We start from the raw sequence: 16,567 nt of genomic DNA on the forward strand, positions 1-16,567 counted from the left end.
ACCAGCACGGTCACACCAGCACCGGCGCAGACTGGCGACTCACCACCTCGGCGCAGAGCTTGCCACTCAGCACAGCACCCTCCATCGAGGCGAGGTAGCGCTGCATGGTGAAATCGCCGGCCAGGAAGAAATTGGCAATCGGTGCATCCTGCGAGGGCCGGAGTTGCTGACAGCCCGGCACCGACTTATAGACCGACTGGGGGGTCTTGACCACCCTTGCCTTGCGCAGCTGGGCCTGGTCGTCACCGCTGAAGTGGACGGGGAACAGCCGTTGGAGTTCGGCCATGGTGGCCGCCACGATGTCCGCATCGCTGCGGCCGATCCAGGCGGCGGCGGGCGCAAAAACCAGTTCCAGCATCGATCGGTGGGGATCGGCATACTCCCGGCAGGTGTTGCTCATATCGGCGTACACGCTGAGCAGCTCGGAACGACTGAACAAAAGGTGGTCGATCGCGGTGAGTTTGCGGTCGAACCAGAGATGAATGTTGATGACCGGAACCCCCTTGAGGCCCTCCAGCTTCTGGAAGTAGGGCATCTGCTTCCAGGGCTCAGGGAGCAACAGCTTGAGCGGATCGACCGGCAGGGCGCTCACGAAGGCATCGGCTTCCACCTCCAGGGGCTCGTTGCCCTTCACCCCGCCGATCCGGAAAGAGGCGACGGAACCATCCGCGGCCAGCTGGATCTGCCGCAGGGGTCGGTTCAGGTGCACCTCCCCCCCCCGCTCACGGATCGAAGCCACGATCGGCTCACAGAGCCGCTGAGGAGGATTGCCATCCAGAAAGGCCATCTTCGAGCCATTCTTCTCCTGCAGAAAGCGATTCAGAGCGGTGAGCAGGACCGTGCTGGAGATTTCATCGGGGTTAATGAAGTTCAGGGCCTTGCTCATGGCGATGAACACTTCATCATTGACCCGCTCCGGGATGTTGTGCAAGCGCAGCCATTCCGTCCAGGAATACTGATCACAACTTTCGACATAATCCTGGCCACGCAGCATCGCGGGGACCAAGCCAAGTCCAAACTGGATCTTCTCCGGCCATGTCAACATGTCGTTGTTGCCCAGGATGGCCGCCACGCCGTTGAGCGGGGCCGGAAGATCAGGAAAGTCGAAGCGGCTGTAGGTGCCCGGGTCGTCCTTCTGATTGAAGATCATCGCGTGATCTTTCCATTGCAGCCGATCTTCGATGCCAAGCTCCCCGAAGAGCTGAAGCATGTTCGGGTAGGCCCCGAAGAAAATGTGCAGGCCCGTCTCATACCAGTCGCCGTCCTCGTCCTGCCAGGCGGCCACCTTGCCGCCCAGGACGTCCCTGGCTTCGTAGATCACCGGGGTGTGGCCTGCGTCACAGAGGTACTTGGCGCAGGAAAGGCCGGCGAGACCTGCCCCGGCGATGGCGACGCGCATGGAAAATCAAAAACCAGGTCCAACCTTAAAAGGGTCAGGACAGCCAGCGCCGATCACCGGCTTCCTAAAGTATTGGGGTGCGACCCGATCCGGCACGCCTGCCTCCCCATCCACCATGGCCGACGCTCTCCTGCTCAAGTCCACCACCCGGCATGTGCGGCTGTTCACCGCCCGGGTGGAAGACGATCAGCTCGTCGCGGATCCGTCCCTGCTGACCCTGGACCTTGATCCCGACAACGAGTTCCTCTGGCAGCCAGCCGTGCTCGAGACAGTGCGGCAACGCTTCCGCGACCTGGTGGGCAGCTTCGCCGGAGCGGACCTCACCGAGTACAACCTGCGCCGGATCGGCTCGGAGCTGGAAGGCACGATCCGGCAGCTGCTGCAGGCCGGCGAACTCCGCTACAACCCGGATGCCCGGGTGCTGAACTATTCAATGGGCCTGCCCCGCAGCCCTGAAGCCTGATGAGCCGCCCCCCCTACGGCCGCAGTTCCTCCTCCCAGGACCGCGACCAGGATCGTGATGGTTACGCCTACCGATCGACCGCCTACGACGATCGGCCCAGGGGGCGACGGGAAGCGCCGCCCCGCAAAGCTGGTGCGGCGGGCCCCGGAGGGCCGGGCGGCGGCTCTGGCGATCCACCCTTCAAATTCAACGTGGCCACGGTGGCTGTGCTGGCCGGGGTGCTCGTGGTGGGCATCGGCATCGGCACCGCCCTCTCCAGCAACACCGTGGGCAACCAGGGCAACATCGCCAGCAGCCAGCAACTCGATCTGGCCGTTCCCGACCCCGAGTTCTGCAAACAGTGGGGAGCGAGCGCCTTCGTCAATGACATTGAGCTCTACACCACGATGAACCCGAGCAGCAGCTTCGTGACCCAGCCCACCCTGCAACCGGGCTGCGTGATCCGCCGCGAAAACTGGAGTGTGCTCCAGAAGGAAGGGGCGGTCACCGCTGAGCAGATGCGCCAGTGCAAACAGCGGATGAATACCTTCGCCTACATCGGCTCGATCCGCGACAAGCCTGTGGTGCGCTGTGTCTACCAGACCGACATCGGTGGCAACAAGTTCCAGACCCGTGGCATCGCCGGGGCCGCCGATGACTCGGTGGGCATCACACCGGAAGGGGATCAGTTCTGAGCAGGCTCAGGCCGCCAGCGGGACCGGCTGCCGCAGGGGGCTGTCCGCGCTTGCGAAGACCGGCAGCACTTCACGCCGGAAAGCCTCCGCGGCGCGGGAGCAGTAGCGGGCCGGATGCGTGATCAGCTTCAGCTGACGACGCACCAACAGGTCGGCGATGCAGGCCCGGTGCAGATTGCCCGCCGCCAGCTCCCGCTCGATCGAAACCACCGGCAGAAACGCTGCCCCCAGCCCCGACTGGACGGCATTCTTGATCGCCTCGAAGGAGTTGAGCTCCATCTCGACCTTCAGGCGCTGCACCTCCAGCCCTGAGCGGGCCAGCAGATGATCCACCATCTTGCGGGTGGTGGACTGGGCATCGAGGCAGACGAAGCCCAGCCGGTAGAGATCCTCTTTATGGAGTTCCCCCAGCCGGGCCAGGGGATGCTTGATCGGCAGCACCAGGGCCAGCTCATCACTGGCATAGGGCACCACCTGCAGGAGGTCGTTGAGCTCGGTGGGGAGCTCACCGGCGATGATCGCCAGATCAACCTGTCCATTGGCCACACTCCAGCTGGTGCGCCGGGTGCTGTGCACCTGGAGCTGGACGGCCACATCGGGATACTTCTGCCGGAACAGGCCGATCATGCGTGGCATCAGATAGGTGCCGGTGGTCTGGCTGGCGCCGACGATCAGCGATCCACCCTTGAGATTGTGGAGGTCGTCGAGGGCGCGGCAGGCCTCCTGGCACTGGCCGAGGATGCGATCGCAGTAGCTGAGGAGCAGATGACCCGCTTCGGTGAGCTGGGCCTTTCGCCCGCCCCGATCGAACAGGGAGACATCCAGCTGCTTCTCCAGGTTCTGGATCTGCAGGCTGACCGCAGGCTGGGTGACATAGAGGCTGTCGGCAGCTTTCTTGAAGCTGCCCTCGCTGGCAATGGCCCGCAGGATGCGCAGCTGATCGAGAGTGAAAGGCAGATCAGCCATCGAATGACCCGTGGGGCTTGCTCCGGCTGGAAGTGGCGACTCTAAGGCGAAAGCTTCGCAGCAGCTCCGGCCGCCGGCGGAGCCACCCTGCTGAAGGCCAGAATCAGCTGCTGCCGCCCCGCCTTTTTGCCGCTCGAACCGCACCGATCCAGCCTGGAGATGCTGGCCCTTCTGCTCGGCTTCGCCGTGCTGCACAGTGGCGGGGCGGCACTGCGGGTCTGGGGGGAGGAGCGGATCGGCGCCCGCGCCTGGCGCCTGCTGTTTGCGGCGATCAGCATTCCATCAGCCGTGCTGGTGGTGGGCTTCTTCCTCGCCCATCGCTACGAGGGGCTCCGGCTGTGGAATCTGCAGGGCACGCCTGGCCTGATTCCAGTGATCTGGCTGGGCACGGCGATCAGCTTCTTCTTTCTTTATCCAGCCACCTACAACCTGCTGGAGATTCCAGCGGTGCTCAAGCCCGAGCAACGGCTCTACGCCACGGGGATCATCCGGATCAGCCGCCATCCCCAGGCCATCGGTCAGGTGATCTGGTGCGCCACCCATCTCCTCTGGATCGGCAGCAGCTTCATGCTCGTCACCTGCTTCGGGCTGATCGCCCATCACCTCTTCGCCATCTGGCACGGTGACCGGCGTCTGGCCAGGCGCTTCGGGGCCTCCTTCGAACACCTGCGGCAGAACACCTCGGTCCTTCCCTTCCAGGCGGTGCTCGACGGTCGCCAGTCGCTGGTGCTGAGCGAATTCCTCAGGCCCTCCCAACTCGGCATCGCCGTGGCGATCGGCATCCTCTGGTGGAGCCATCGCTTCATCGGCCTCGCCTCGGTGGCCTTCCTGAACGGCCCGCTGGGCCGAGTGCTGGGTTAGACGATCCGGTGGGCTGATCGAAGTCCCACACACAGCCGGATCCAGCCGGGAGGCCTGCCTACACTGCCGTGGCCTGCCCAGAACCGGATGACGTCGGCCTCGGAACTTGCCTGGGTTATTCCGGTGCTTCCCCTGCTGGGGGCAGCCCTGGTCGGTCTGGGGCTGATCAGCTTCAATCGCACTGTGAACCGGTTGCGAAAACCGGTTGCTCTCTTTCTGATCAGCTGCGTCGGAGCGGCCGCCGTGCTCAGCTTCGCCGTGCTGATCGAGCAGATCGCCGGCCCAGCCCCCACCGAGGTGCTGTTCGACTGGGCCAGCGCCGGCAGCTTCAACCTGCAGATGGGCTTCCGGGTTGATGCGCTCGGCGCCGTGATGCTGGCTCTGGTCACCACCATCGCCCTGCTGGTGATGGTGTATTCCGATGGCTACATGGCGCACGACAAGAGTTACGTGCGCTTTTTCACCTACCTCGCCCTGTTCAGCAGCTCGATGCTGGGCCTGGTGATCAGCCCCAACCTGCTCGAGATCTACGTGTTCTGGGAGCTGGTGGGCATGTGCTCCTACCTGTTGGTGGGCTTCTGGTACGACCGGGACGGCGCCGCCAATGCGGCCCAGAAAGCTTTCATCGTCAACCGTGTCGGCGACTTCGGACTCCTGCTGGGAATTCTTGGCCTGTTCTGGGCCACGGGCAGTTTCGGCTTCGAGGAGATTGGCGTTCGCCTCAGCGAAGCCCTCAGCAACGGCAGTGTGTCCCACACCGCGGCGGTGATTCTCTGTCTGCTCGTGTTCATGGGACCGATGGCCAAGTCGGCCCAGTTCCCCCTGCATGTCTGGCTGCCGGATGCCATGGAGGGACCAACCCCGATTTCCGCCTTGATCCATGCGGCCACCATGGTTGCCGCTGGTGTGTTCCTGGTGGCCCGCCTCCAGCCGATCTACATCCAGTTCGATGAAGTTCAGGCCTTCATCGCCGTGATCGGCACGATCACCTGCTTCCTGGGCGCGAGCATCGCCCTCACCCAGATGGATCTGAAGAAGGGGCTTGCCTACAGCACCGTTTCCCAGCTCGGCTACATGGTGCTGGCGATGGGCTGCGGTGCCCCGGTCGCCGGCATGTTCCACCTGGTCACCCATGCCTTCTTCAAGGCGATGCTTTTCCTCTGCTCCGGCTCGGTGATCCATGCCATGGAAGAGGTGGTGGGCCATGAACCGGTGCTGGCTCAGGACATGCGGCTGATGGGGGGACTCCGCCAGTTCATGCCGGTCACCGCCATCACCTTTCTGATCGGCTGCGTGGCGATCAGCGGCATCCCACCCCTGGCCGGCTTCTGGAGCAAGGACGAAATCCTCGGTCAGGCCTTCAACGCTTACCCGATCCTCTGGGGCGTCGGCTTCCTCACCGCCGGCATGACCGCCTTCTACATGTTCCGGCTCTACTTCCTCACCTTCGAGGGTCCGTTCAGGGGAACCGATGCGGCCCTCCAGTCCCGTCTGCTGGCCGCGGCGGGCAAAGGGGCTCCAGAGCAGGAAGGCCACGGCGAACTGGCCAGCCATCCCCATGAGTCCGGTTGGCAGATGGCCGCACCTCTGGCGATCCTGGCCGTGCCGTCGGTGCTGATCGGTTTGCTTGGAACCCCCTGGCACAGCCGTTTCGCCGAGCTGCTCGATCCCCATGAAGCCGTCGAGATGGCCGAGCAATTCAGCTGGGGGGGCTTTCTGCCCCTGGCCGGCGCCTCGGTGGCGATCTCGCTCACTGGCATCACCGTGGCGGTGCTTGCCTACGCGCTCCACAAACTGGATCTGGCTGCGGCCGTGGCCTCCCGCTTTCCCAGGATCAATGCCTTTCTCGCCAACAAGTGGTATCTCGATGACATCAACGAGAGGATCTTCGTGAAGGGCAGCCGCAAGCTGGCCCGTCAGGTGCTTGAGGTCGACGCGAAGGTGGTGGATGGCGTGGTCAATCTCACCGGTCTGCTCACCCTCGGCAGCGGGGAAGGGCTCAAATACTTCGAGACCGGGCGCGCCCAGTTCTATGCCCTGATCGTGTTCGGCGGCGTGATCGCCCTCGTGGTGCTGTTCAGCAGCTTCTGAATCCGAGGGCCAACTGTGTGTGTCATCCCGTATCTGGGGGACTCCGGCCCTGTGACCATTTCTACACTCCGGCCAGAACCGCTGACCTGGACTGTGCCGCTCGATTTTGCCGATGCTCAGGGTGCCCTCGGGGTCCTGGGCACCGACCACACCGGGACCTTCCCCTGGCTGAGCGTCTCAATTCTGTTGCCGATCGCGGCAGCTCTGCTCATCCCGTTCATCCCCGATCCCGGCAACGGCAAAACGATCCGTTGGTATGCGCTGGGCGTGGCCTTGGTGACTTTTCTGGTGACCGTGGGGGCCTACCTGAACGGTTACGACCCCTCGGTGGCCGGGCTTCAGCTGATCGAGCGGGTGGAGTGGCTGCCTGATCTGGGCCTGGCCTGGTCGGTGGGAGCCGACGGGCTCTCGATGCCGCTGATCCTGCTGACCAGCTTCATCACCGCCCTGGCGGTGCTGGCCGCCTGGCCGGTCACCTTCAAGCCGCGGCTGTTCTTCTTCCTGATCCTGGCCATGGATGGCGGCCAGATCGCCGTGTTCGCCGTGCAGGACATGCTGCTGTTCTTCCTGGCCTGGGAGCTCGAACTGCTGCCTGTGTATCTGCTGCTGGCGATCTGGGGAGCGAAGAAGCGTCAGTACGCCGCCACCAAATTCATCCTCTACACCGCCGGCGGCTCGGTGTTCATCCTGCTGGCCGCGCTGGCGATGGGCTTCTTCGGGGGCGGCTCTCCGAGCTTCGAGTACACCGTGCTGGCGGCCAAGGAGTTCCCCGCCCGCTTCCAGTTGCTGGCCTACGCGGGCCTGCTGATCGCCTTCGGCGTGAAGCTGCCGATCGTGCCCCTGCACACCTGGCTTCCCGATGCCCATGGGGAGGCCACCGCCCCGGTGCACATGCTGCTGGCCGGCATTCTGCTGAAGATGGGGGGCTATGCCCTGCTGCGCTTCAACGTGCAGCTGCTGCCGGTGGCCCACGCCCAGTTCGCGCCGTTGCTGGTGGTGCTGGGGGTGGTGAACATCATCTATGCAGCGCTCACCTCCTTCGCCCAACGGAACCTCAAACGCAAGATCGCCTACAGCTCGATCAGCCACATGGGCTTTGTGCTGATCGGCATCGGCAGCTTCAGTGCCCTCGGCACCAGCGGCGCGATGCTGCAGATGGTGAGTCACGGCCTGATCGGCGCCAGCCTCTTCTTCCTGGTGGGCGCCACCTACGACCGCACCCACACCCTGCAGCTCGATGAGATGGGCGGCGTGGGCCAGAAGATGCGCAAGATGTTCGCGCTCTGGACGATCTGCTCGCTCGCCTCCCTGGCCCTGCCTGGCATGAGCGGCTTTGTGTCGGAGCTGATGGTGTTCGTGGGCTTCGTGAACAGCGAGGCCTACGCGCTCAGCTTCCGCATCGTGATGGCGGCCCTGGCAGCGGTGGGGGTGATCCTCACACCGATCTACCTGCTCTCGATGCTCCGGGAGATCTTCTTCGGCAAGGAGAACGCCGAGCTCGCCTCCCACTCCCAGCTGGTCGACGCTGAACCGCGTGAGATTTACGTGATCTCCTGCCTGCTGGTGCCGATCATCGGCATCGGCCTCTATCCGCGTCTGGTGACGGACAGCTACCGGGCTTCGATCGAAGCACTGGTGCTGCGGGAAGACGCCGCCATGGCGAGGGTGATAGGTCCGAATCCAACCGGGTTGATCCGCAACGCTCAGCGCGGCGACTGGCTGGCTCCTGCTTTGCTCCAGGCTCCGGCCGTTGGCTGAGCCGCCGAGGCCCCGCGGTTACGAAACCCTGCGGATGGCAGCGCTTGTCCCCACGGGCAGGGTGCCCTGCTTACGCTCCCTGCCACGCACCTTGAGCAGCTGAATCGAGTCATGCGACAGCTGAATTTTCTGCTGATCTTCAGCTTCGGGCTGGCCACGGTGATGTTCACCCTGGAGAACACGGCCGCCACCACCGTTCACTTTCTGCCCGGAGTGAGCACCACCCTGCCCCTGGCGGCGATGCTGCTCCTGGTTGGCGGCATCGGCGCCACGGCAGCCTGGGTGTTCGCCGTCTGGACCGGTGTGGTCAGGAAGGTGGAGCTGGTCTCAAGCCAGGGGGATCGGGAAGCCCAGCAGGTGAGGATCAGCGAACTGGAGGCGGACATCCAGCGTTACCGGGCCACGGTGGACGCCCAGCTCGCCTTGTTGCCGGCGGCCGGCGAGAGTTCGGCCCCTGCAGCCCCTGCCAGCGCTGCGGACTGAACCCGCGCTCCACACAGTCAGGCCAAACCGGTGGCTGGTTCGCCTGCATGCCGGTACGTTGCTGCTAACGAGGCAAGGAGAGTGGCAGAAGCGGGCGCCAGGCTGGCCATTCGCCTGCTCCAGGATGCAGCCGAGCGGGGTGAGCTGGATCCCTGGGACGTGGATGTGATCGCGGTGGTGGACGGCTTCCTCGATCAGCTCCGCCAACGCATCGAGGTGCCGCGGCTGATCGCCGCAGCCCGGGCCGGCCAGGGGGGGAGCTACGAGCAGGATCTGGCCTCCTCCAGCGAGGCCTTTCTGGCGGCTTCGGTGCTGGTGGGGCTGAAGGCGGAGGTGCTGGAGCGCCAGACCTTTCCACCGCCAGCCCTGAGCGAGGAAGCGTTCGACTTCGATCCCGACGGCGGCGACTGGGAGCCCGCCTCGCCTTACGCCCTGCCGCTGCGGCCCGAGCGACACCTGTGGCGCCGTCCCGTGGCGCCTCCCCCCCTGCTGCGCCCGGTCAGCCTGGGGGAGCTGATCAGCCAGCTGGAGGAGATCGCCGAGCGGCTGGAGCAGGGCAGCAGCCGCAGCCGCCCTTCACCCCGCAACCGGCCCTACAGCGAGCGGGCGGCGATCGAGCAGATTGCCGCCCTCGCCCATCGCGAAAAACTGCCTGAAACCACTGCAGCCCTGAGTCTCTTTCTGCAGCAATGGACCCAGGCGCTGGACTGGGTGAACTTCGAGCAACTGGTGGAAGCCTGGGCGGAGCAGGCCCCGGTTGATCTCGATTCTGACCGGGTGGGGGTGTTCTGGGCGCTGCTGTTCCTCTGCTCCCAGGGCCAGCTGGATCTGCAGCAAAGCGGCGGCCTGTTCGGACCGCTCCACCTGAAACGCCCCAGTGAGCTCCAGGCAAGCCACTGGTCGGAAGGGCCAGCTCTCGTGCCGGCTCGGCTACGGCTGGCCGCCTGACTTCTTTCTTAAGGTATCCTCCGGATTCGACGTAAGCTGGCGCCCATGAAGGCGATGATCCTCGCAGCAGGGAAAGGGACGCGGGTGAGACCGATCACCCACACCATTCCCAAGCCAATGATCCCGATCCTGCAGAAACCCGTCATGGAGTTTCTGCTTGAGCTGCTCAGGCAGCACGGCTTCAATGAAGTGATGGTGAATGTGTCTCACCTGGCGGAGGAAATTGAAAACTATTTCCGAGATGGCCAACGGTTCGGCGTCGAAATCGCCTACAGCTTCGAAGGCCGGGTTGAAGATGGTGCCCTGATCGGCGAAGCGCTCGGTTCAGCCGGAGGAATCAAGAAAATCCAATCCTTTCAGCGCTTCTTCGACGACACCTTTGTGGTGCTCTGCGGTGATGCGCTGATCGATCTCGACCTCACCGAAGCCGTCCGGCGCCATAAGGAGAAAGGAGCCGTGGCGAGCCTCGTCACCAAACGGGTCCCGAAAGATCAGGTCAGCAGTTACGGCGTTGTCGTCACCGACGAAGACTCCAGGGTGATCACATTTCAGGAAAAACCATCCGTTGAGGATGCCGCCAGTGACATGATCAACACCGGCATCTACATCTTTGAACCCGAAGTTCTCGATCACATCCCCGAAGGTGTTCCCTTCGACATCGGCTCTGATCTTTTCCCGAGGTTGGCAGCGGCCGGTGCACCGTTTTATGCCCTTCCCATGGATTTTGAATGGGTGGACATTGGCAAGGTACCCGATTACTGGCAGGCCATTCGCAGTGTCCTGCTGGGGGACGTGCGCCAAGTCCAGATCCCAGGCAGGCAGGTGCGACCTGGCGTCTACGCCGGGCTGAATGTGGCAGCGGACTGGGATCAGATTGACATCCGCGGTCCGGTCTATGTGGGGGGAATGAGCAAAATTGAACCAGGAGTCACGATCATAGGGCCGGCCATGATCGGTCCGAGCTGCCATATCTGCGAGGGGGCCACCATCGACAACTCCATCATCTTTGAATATTCACGGATTGGTGCCGGAGTGCGTCTGGTTGAGAAGCTGGTCTTCGGTCGCTACTGCGTCGATCGCAACGGCGACCATTTCGACCTGCAGGAAGCGGCCCTTGACTGGCTGATCACCGATGTGCGTCGCCAGGATGTCGCCCAGCCCTCCCCCCATCAAAAAGCACTGGCCCAGCTGCTGGGCTCCGATTTCAGCCTGAGCCAGTGAGGTAGCTGAACCCTAGTCACAGCAGGGCTGGAGCTGACCAAAGCCTGCCTGTTCAAGAATCATCGGGATTCTCTCCTCCGCCTTGACCGCCATCAGGTGAACACCCTGCGCGATCCCGGCGTAGGCCTGCACCTGCTCGGCGGCGATCCTGATCCCTTCCGCCGCCGGATCGGCCGCTGCCGCCAGGCGATCGATCAGCGACTGGGGAATCATCGCCCCCGGCACCACCCGATTCACGAATGCCGCGTTACGGGCCGACTTCAGCAGGAACACCCCGGCCAGAACCGGCAAATCCAACGGTGCCGCAACCTCTCCGCAGAACCGCTTCAAGGCGTCGGTGTTCATCACCATCTGGGTCTGGATGAAGCGGGCGCCGGCAGCATGCTTGCGGCGAACCCGCGACTGCAGCCCACTCCAGCTGGCGGACTGGGGATCAGCCGCCGCACCAACGAACAGAGAGGTGGGACCGTCCGGCAGGGCCCCCTGAACCGGATCCTCACCCGCATTGAAGCGGCTCACCATCTGAAGGAGCCGAACCGCTTCGAGCTCGTTGACGGGACGGGCGGAAGGCTGGTCTCCTGCCCGCACCGGGTCACCGGTGAGACAGAGCAGATTGGGGATTCCCAGGGCATGGGCACCGAGCAGCTCTGCCTGCAGGGCGATCCGGTTGCGATCGCGGCAGGAAAGCTGCAGCACGGGCTCCAGGCCGATGTCGAGCAGGAGGCGGCAGAGGGCCAGGCTGCTCATTCGCATCACCGCCCTGCTTCCATCGGTGACGTTGACGGCATGGACTAGGCCCTTCAAGGTGGCCGCCACCGCCAGGGTGCGACCTGGATCCCCCCCTCGCGGCGGCATCACTTCTGCGGTGAGGGCGAACTGACCACGCTTAAGAGCCTGTTGCAGCAGCAAAATGGGGCGATTCAGCAGCCCACCATCATGGTGCAAGTGGTGGAGATCGCCAGGCCCGTCGGGCTGAACGGATCGCAGACCGCCCCTGCCTAGAGTGGCTGATGAGAGGTTGAGTGGAGGCCTTTGATGTCGGTTTCAGATGGTCTTGACCCGTTCCAGACCAACCTTTCCGGCCGCGAGCTGGAGATCATCGAGCTGGTTGCCACCGGACTGACCAATCAGGACATCGCCGCTCAATTGATGATCAGCAAACGCACGGTTGATAACCACGTCAGCAACATCTTCAGCAAAACAGGCGCCAAGAACCGTGTGGCCCTGCTGAACTGGGCGATGGATCACGGCAAGATCTGCCGCGATGGCTTCAACTGCTGCCATCTGCCCTCCAGCTGATCCCGGGCTACGGCAGCCGTCTCTGGGCACTGGATTTGGGCAGGCTGGGACTATGAGATGACCGGGGGGCGGCAGTCCAGAGCCAGCTTCAAGCCAGCAGGCGCTGCTCAGCCGCTGTCCAGCTGCCAAAAGGCCGGGAAGCGAGCGCGGCATTGCTCCACTCACCAAGGCCGGTGACCTCCAGCCCACACCAGCCCGGCACATCCAGGGGCTGATCAGCTCTTGTCAACTCCACTTCGGCGAGCACGAGCGGCTCGTTCTCCGCCTCGAACACATCCAGCACCCAGTCCCCGCCCGGCAGATCCAGACCATGGCGGATCTTGCTGAGCCGATGGGGAGAGAGCGTGAACAACGATTCAGCCTCATCCAGCGGAATCGGGTACTCGAACTCATGACGAGCGATTCCGGCAGCTGCCGCCTTGAGGGTGATCCAGGCCTGGCTGTCGGCACTGATCCTGACCCGCACGGTGAACCCAGTCGCCGAAGCCGCCAGATAGCCCTGGCGAAAGCGCTGCTGCCAGCGGCTGTGGGCCATCCATTCACGTCCCCGCACCAGGAAGCGTCGTTCAATCTCCAGGGCCATCGGCACTCCAGCAACGGACACCCCCCATCCTGAAGCTCAGTTGTGGGAAGGCTCGGCGGCAGTGAGGTCACCGGCCCAGTGCAGCTTGTGGCTGAGGGTGCGGTAGTACGAAGGGCTCTGCTCCAACACCACCATCAGGGCGCCATGGTCGGAGCGGCGCACCACACAGCGATCACCTGGCTCGAGCACGGTGGCATGGGCACCATCTTTCCAGAGCTTGACCCGACGGCTGGTCTCCCCGAGGGGCCACACCGCCAGCACCGAGCGGGGGGGAATCACCACTGGCCGGCTCGAGAGGCTCATCGGACAGATCGGATTGACAACGATCGCCTCGATCCCTGGGTGGAGGATCGGTCCACCCGCCGCCATCGAATAGCCGGTGGATCCTGTCGGAGTGGCAATGATCAGGCCATCACCGCGGAACTGATCCACAACCTCCGCATCGATCTCAAGCTCCAGCAGGCAGGTGGGCGACACCTCTTCCAGGCAGGGGCGGAAGTAGAAATCATTCAGGGCGCAATGGACCGATTCATCGGCATCGACCACCCCATCCCCATGGTCGATGCCCGCCTCAAGCATCATGCGGCGCTCAAGAGCGAAGCGGTCATCCCGCAGGCGCTGCCAGAGATTGTCGTCAGAGGCATCCGAGAGCACCAGCAGCTTGCGCTCCTGGGTCAGGAAGCCGAGATGGCCGCCGACGTTGAAGCTGAGAATGGGCACATCCAGTGGAGCCAGATGCCTTGCCGCACCGAGAACCGTGCCATCACCACCGAGCACCACGGTCAGGTCGGGAAGCCGGGCTTCCGTGGCCAGAAGGCCTGGGAAAGGATTGGACCTGAGGCCACTGCTGGCCACGACGACCTGAACGCCCTGCCTTTCGAGATCTTCCCGGCAACGCCGTACCTGACGCTGGGCAGCCTGACTGTTGGCACGAACAATCAGCCATACCCGCTCAAGCTGCATAGGAATGGGTGGGAGTCACCAACGCAGCAGGTTGAAACGCTCCATATCAACAGTTTCACGGTTGCGATAAAGCGATAGCAGGATGGCCAGACCAACGGCAGCTTCAGCAGCTGCCACGGTGATCACAAAAATGGCAAACACCTGGCCACGGATCAATTGGCCATCGATGTAGCTGGAGAAGGCCATCAGGTTGATGTTCACCGCATTGAGCATCAACTCGATGCTCATCAGCACACGAACGGCGTTCCTGCTGTTGATCAGGCCCCAGACCCCTGTGCAAAACAGAATGGCTGCAAGAACCAGATAGGCCTGCAGGGGAACATCAACGGGAATGGAGAGGTTCATCGGGTTGTTTCGAGGGCGGGATTCCGATCGGAAGCCGTTTCCACCAGGAGGGGAGTTCTGATTTTTTCAATCAGGGCCTGGTCAGCATTCTCTCCGGTGATCACATCAACGGTATAGACATCTCTGCGTGCCAGCACGATCGCCCCGATCATGGCCATCAACAGCAGGACCGAAGCGAGCTCAAAGGGCAACAGATAATCGGAGAACAGGTGCATGCCGATCTTGATGGTGGCGTCATCCCCGGCGGGACTGGGACCGGGGACGGCCCAAGGGGTGGTGATGTCAACGCGCAGCAACAACAGAAACAAGCCTGCACAGACACCACCGGAGAGCAACCGGCGCAAAGGCAGCCCGGGAATCTCAGCGAGGGTTTCCTTCTTGTTGACCAGCATGATCGCGAAGAGGATCAGCACATTCACCGCCCCGACGTAGACCAGCACCTGTGCTGCCGCGACGAAGCTGGCATTGAGCATCAGGTAGAGCCCGGCCACCGAAAGAAAGACCCCGCCGAGCAGGAACGCCGAATAAACGATGTTGGGCAACAGCACCACGCCAAGCGAGCCGAGCACAACAGCAGCTGAGAGAGCCAGGAAGCAGATCCACTGGGTGAAGGAGGCGATCGTCATGAGCCGGTGCCCCCGTTGGATTCAGCCTTCAGATCGGCCAGCACCTGTTCGGGCAGCTTGCCTGCCCTCGGACTGGTGGCTGGAACAACGTGGGGATCAAGCTCGCCCTTCGGAAGATAGGCAAGCTCCCGGAGCGGAACAACGGCGGGGTCACTGGTGACGCTGGTCGGCAGGCGGCCCAGGGCCACGTTGTCGAAATTGAGGCTGTGCCGATCAAAGGCAGCCAGTTCATACTCCTCGGTCATGGAGAGGCAATTGGTGGGGCAATACTCCACACAGTTGCCACAGAAAATACAAACTCCAAAATCGATCGAGTAGTTGCTGAGTTCCTTCTTCTTGGTCTGCTTGTTCATCGTCCAGTCGACCACCGGGAGGTTGATCGGACAGACACGCACGCACACTTCACAGGCGATGCACTTGTCGAATTCGAAGTGAATCCTGCCCCGGTAGCGCTCTGAAGGGATCAGCTTCTCGTAGGGATACTGCACCGTGATCGGTCGACGACTGAGGTGATCGAAGGTGACCGAGAGACCCTGGGTGATGTAGGAGGCTGCGCTCACCGCATCCTTGGTGTAGTCACCGACCTTCTGAAGAAACCCGAACATGATCAGCGTTGGAGGGGGGGGACTGGACGAACAGAGGGATCGAAGCTGTGGCCCATCATGGCCTGATCAGGCATCAGCCGCCGAAAAAGGCGGGAAAAGCCAGCTTTAGGCCGGCCGTGACAAGCAGATTGACCAAGGCGATCGGCAGCAGGAACTTCCAACCGAGGTCGAGAAGTTGATCGATGCGAACCCGGGGGAGTGTCCAGCGCAGCAGGATCGCGATGAAGACCAGAAGGTAGGCCTTCAGAACCGTCATCACGATGCCGAGCGAACCGGTGATCACCTGCACCAGGGGAGCATCGACGGACTGGCCGATCGCACCCGCCAGCCACTCGACCGGGATCGGGAAGCCCCAGCCACCCAGGTAGAGCACCGCAACAAGCAGGGCCGAGAGCACAAGATTGATGTAGCTGCCCAGATAGAACAGGGCAAACTTCATGCCGGCGTACTCGGTTTGATACCCGGCCACCAACTCTTCCTCGGCTTCAGGAAGATCAAAGGGAAGCCGTTCACATTCAGCCAGGGCGCAGATCCAGAAGATCAGAAAGCCAACGGGCTGGCGCCAGATGTTCCAGCTGAGGATGCCGGCACCATTCTGCTGATTGACGATGTCGATGGTGCTGAGCGAGTTGCTCATCATCACCACCGCCAGCACGGCCAGTGCCAGGGGGATCTCGTAGCTGATCGACTGGGCCGCCGCCCGCAGGCCGCCCAGCAACGAGTATTTGTTGTTGCTGGCGTAGCCGCTCATCAGCAGGCCGATCGGCTGAATGCTGCTCAGGGCGATCCAGAGGAACACGCCGATGCCCACATCGCTGATCAGCAGGTGCTGGCCGAAAGGCACCACAAGCCAGGAGAGGATCACCGGGATCAGCACCAGAACCGGGCCGAGGGTGAACAGCAGGCCATCGGCGCGGGCCGGAATGATGTCTTCCTTGAAAAGCAGTTTGAGGCCGTCGGCGAGGGGCTGAAGCACGCCGAGGGCGCCGGCGTACTCGGGGCCGATCCGCTGCTGGACGGCAGCCGAGATCTTGCGCTCCAGCCAGACGTTGACCAGCACCCCCACCACTGCGGCGACCAGCACCAGCAACATCGGCAGAGGCAGCCAGAGCAGATGGGCCGTGGCCGGGGTCAGCCCATAGCCTTCCAGGGTCGTGGTGAAGCTGCTCTGAAGGTCAAGCCCTGAACTGACAGCCGCCAGCGGGGCTCTCAGGGCTGTCATGGACTCTGGCGCCGTCATCATCACCACGGTGTGAGCTCACGAATCGGGACCGGTACAAGC

At 63.1% G+C, this 16,567-nt stretch carries 18 protein-coding genes; 9 read left to right on the plus strand and 9 right to left on the minus strand.

Features of this window, described 5'->3' with window-relative positions; all coding sequences use genetic code 11:
• Positions 1–10: 10 nt before the first annotated feature.
• A complete protein-coding gene (gene pds, locus KQ307_RS00200) occupies positions 11–1,399 on the minus strand; it encodes a 15-cis-phytoene desaturase (RefSeq protein WP_259701167.1) in 1,389 nt (462 codons plus the stop codon).
• Between the two features lie 115 nt (positions 1,400–1,514).
• Between pds and KQ307_RS00205 the strand changes: the two genes are divergently transcribed.
• Positions 1,515–1,862: an NAD(P)H-quinone oxidoreductase subunit M gene (locus KQ307_RS00205; protein ID WP_259726553.1), complete on the plus strand. Its 348-nt coding sequence runs from the start codon at positions 1,515–1,517 to the stop codon at positions 1,860–1,862.
• On the plus strand, positions 1,862–2,536 hold the full coding sequence (locus KQ307_RS00210) for a DUF3172 domain-containing protein (protein WP_259701169.1): 675 nt from the start codon (positions 1,862–1,864) through the stop codon (positions 2,534–2,536). The genes KQ307_RS00205 and KQ307_RS00210 overlap by 1 nt, the downstream gene beginning before the upstream one ends.
• Before the next feature lie 6 nt (positions 2,537–2,542).
• On the opposite strand, the gene KQ307_RS00215 is transcribed toward KQ307_RS00210, so the two are convergent.
• Complete coding sequence (locus KQ307_RS00215) at positions 2,543–3,502, minus strand: LysR family transcriptional regulator (protein ID WP_259701170.1); 960 nt, start codon at positions 3,500–3,502, stop codon at positions 2,543–2,545.
• Between the two features lie 159 nt (positions 3,503–3,661).
• Between KQ307_RS00215 and KQ307_RS00220 the strand changes: the two genes are divergently transcribed.
• From KQ307_RS00220 to KQ307_RS00245, 6 genes are all read left to right on the plus strand, one after another.
• Entirely contained in the window at positions 3,662–4,363 is a 702-nt protein-coding gene (locus KQ307_RS00220; RefSeq protein ID WP_259726611.1) for an NnrU family protein, read from the plus strand.
• Positions 4,364–4,450: 87 nt separating this feature from the next.
• A complete protein-coding gene (locus tag KQ307_RS00225) occupies positions 4,451–6,454 on the plus strand; it encodes an NAD(P)H-quinone oxidoreductase subunit 5 (protein ID WP_259726554.1) in 2,004 nt (667 codons plus the stop codon).
• Positions 6,455–6,589: 135 nt separating this feature from the next.
• On the plus strand, positions 6,590–8,212 hold the full coding sequence (locus KQ307_RS00230; RefSeq protein ID WP_259701220.1) for an NAD(P)H-quinone oxidoreductase subunit 4: 1,623 nt from the start codon (positions 6,590–6,592) through the stop codon (positions 8,210–8,212).
• Positions 8,213–8,323: 111 nt separating this feature from the next.
• Positions 8,324–8,695: a LapA family protein gene (locus KQ307_RS00235; RefSeq protein ID WP_259701173.1), complete on the plus strand. Its 372-nt coding sequence runs from the start codon at positions 8,324–8,326 to the stop codon at positions 8,693–8,695.
• An 81-nt stretch (positions 8,696–8,776) separates the two neighbouring features.
• The gene (locus tag KQ307_RS00240; protein WP_259726555.1) at positions 8,777–9,643 is read left to right on the plus strand and encodes a segregation/condensation protein A; all 867 of its coding nucleotides are present in this window, start codon (positions 8,777–8,779) and stop codon (positions 9,641–9,643) included.
• Positions 9,644–9,688: 45 nt separating this feature from the next.
• The gene (locus KQ307_RS00245) at positions 9,689–10,864 is read left to right on the plus strand and encodes an NDP-sugar synthase (RefSeq protein WP_259726556.1); all 1,176 of its coding nucleotides are present in this window, start codon (positions 9,689–9,691) and stop codon (positions 10,862–10,864) included.
• A gap of 12 nt (positions 10,865–10,876) precedes the next feature.
• Here the strand turns inward: KQ307_RS00245 and KQ307_RS00250 are convergent, their stop codons facing one another.
• Entirely contained in the window at positions 10,877–11,773 is an 897-nt protein-coding gene (locus tag KQ307_RS00250; RefSeq protein WP_259701176.1) for a methylenetetrahydrofolate reductase, read from the minus strand.
• A 126-nt stretch (positions 11,774–11,899) separates the two neighbouring features.
• Between KQ307_RS00250 and KQ307_RS00255 the strand changes: the two genes are divergently transcribed.
• Entirely contained in the window at positions 11,900–12,163 is a 264-nt protein-coding gene (locus KQ307_RS00255) for a response regulator transcription factor (protein ID WP_259701177.1), read from the plus strand.
• Between the two features lie 88 nt (positions 12,164–12,251).
• On the opposite strand, the gene KQ307_RS00260 is transcribed toward KQ307_RS00255, so the two are convergent.
• From KQ307_RS00260 to nuoH, 6 genes are all read right to left on the minus strand, one after another.
• Complete coding sequence (locus KQ307_RS00260; protein WP_259701178.1) at positions 12,252–12,746, minus strand: CYTH domain-containing protein; 495 nt, start codon at positions 12,744–12,746, stop codon at positions 12,252–12,254.
• 36 nt (positions 12,747–12,782) lie between these two features.
• Positions 12,783–13,709: an NAD(+) kinase gene (locus KQ307_RS00265; protein WP_259701179.1), complete on the minus strand. Its 927-nt coding sequence runs from the start codon at positions 13,707–13,709 to the stop codon at positions 12,783–12,785.
• 15 nt (positions 13,710–13,724) lie between these two features.
• Positions 13,725–14,054 carry an NADH-quinone oxidoreductase subunit NuoK gene (gene nuoK / locus KQ307_RS00270; protein ID WP_259701180.1) on the minus strand — a complete coding sequence of 110 codons (330 nt, stop codon included), beginning with the start codon at positions 14,052–14,054 and terminating at the stop codon, positions 13,725–13,727.
• A complete protein-coding gene (locus tag KQ307_RS00275) occupies positions 14,051–14,680 on the minus strand; it encodes an NADH-quinone oxidoreductase subunit J (RefSeq protein WP_259701181.1) in 630 nt (209 codons plus the stop codon). The genes nuoK and KQ307_RS00275 overlap by 4 nt, the downstream gene beginning before the upstream one ends.
• Positions 14,677–15,285 (minus strand): NAD(P)H-quinone oxidoreductase subunit I, encoded by a 609-nt coding sequence (gene ndhI, locus KQ307_RS00280; protein WP_259701182.1) that lies wholly within the window; start codon positions 15,283–15,285, stop codon positions 14,677–14,679. Before ndhI ends, KQ307_RS00275 begins: the two co-directional genes overlap by 4 nt.
• Positions 15,286–15,358: 73 nt before the next feature.
• Positions 15,359–16,507, minus strand: coding sequence for an NADH-quinone oxidoreductase subunit NuoH (nuoH, locus tag KQ307_RS00285; protein ID WP_259701183.1), 1,149 nt, complete (start codon positions 16,505–16,507; stop codon positions 15,359–15,361).
• Positions 16,508–16,567: the final 60 nt, after the last annotated feature.

The sequence above is a fragment of the Synechococcus sp. CS-1326 genome (assembly GCF_025128115.1).
Taxonomy (GTDB): Bacteria; Cyanobacteriota; Cyanobacteriia; order PCC-6307; family Cyanobiaceae; genus Regnicoccus.

Bases quoted from the DNA above. Each gene is read 5' to 3' on its own strand.
- pds (WP_259701167.1), bottom strand. From the start codon at position 1,399: ATGCGCGTCGCCATCGCCGGGGCAGGTCTCGCCGGCCTTTCCTGCGCC.
- KQ307_RS00205 (WP_259726553.1), top strand. From the start codon at position 1,515: ATGGCCGACGCTCTCCTGCTCAAGTCCACCACCCGGCATGTGCGGCTG.
- KQ307_RS00210 (WP_259701169.1), top strand. From the start codon at position 1,862: ATGAGCCGCCCCCCCTACGGCCGCAGTTCCTCCTCCCAGGACCGCGAC.
- KQ307_RS00215 (WP_259701170.1), bottom strand. From the start codon at position 3,502: ATGGCTGATCTGCCTTTCACTCTCGATCAGCTGCGCATCCTGCGGGCC.
- KQ307_RS00220 (WP_259726611.1), top strand. From the start codon at position 3,662: ATGCTGGCCCTTCTGCTCGGCTTCGCCGTGCTGCACAGTGGCGGGGCG.
- KQ307_RS00225 (WP_259726554.1), top strand. From the start codon at position 4,451: ATGACGTCGGCCTCGGAACTTGCCTGGGTTATTCCGGTGCTTCCCCTG.
- KQ307_RS00235 (WP_259701173.1), top strand. From the start codon at position 8,324: ATGCGACAGCTGAATTTTCTGCTGATCTTCAGCTTCGGGCTGGCCACG.
- KQ307_RS00245 (WP_259726556.1), top strand. From the start codon at position 9,689: ATGAAGGCGATGATCCTCGCAGCAGGGAAAGGGACGCGGGTGAGACCG.
- KQ307_RS00255 (WP_259701177.1), top strand. From the start codon at position 11,900: ATGTCGGTTTCAGATGGTCTTGACCCGTTCCAGACCAACCTTTCCGGC.
- KQ307_RS00260 (WP_259701178.1), bottom strand. From the start codon at position 12,746: ATGGCCCTGGAGATTGAACGACGCTTCCTGGTGCGGGGACGTGAATGG.
- KQ307_RS00265 (WP_259701179.1), bottom strand. From the start codon at position 13,709: ATGCAGCTTGAGCGGGTATGGCTGATTGTTCGTGCCAACAGTCAGGCT.
- nuoK (WP_259701180.1), bottom strand. From the start codon at position 14,054: ATGAACCTCTCCATTCCCGTTGATGTTCCCCTGCAGGCCTATCTGGTT.
- KQ307_RS00275 (WP_259701181.1), bottom strand. From the start codon at position 14,680: ATGACGATCGCCTCCTTCACCCAGTGGATCTGCTTCCTGGCTCTCTCA.
- ndhI (WP_259701182.1), bottom strand. From the start codon at position 15,285: ATGTTCGGGTTTCTTCAGAAGGTCGGTGACTACACCAAGGATGCGGTG.
- nuoH (WP_259701183.1), bottom strand. From the start codon at position 16,507: ATGACAGCCCTGAGAGCCCCGCTGGCGGCTGTCAGTTCAGGGCTTGAC.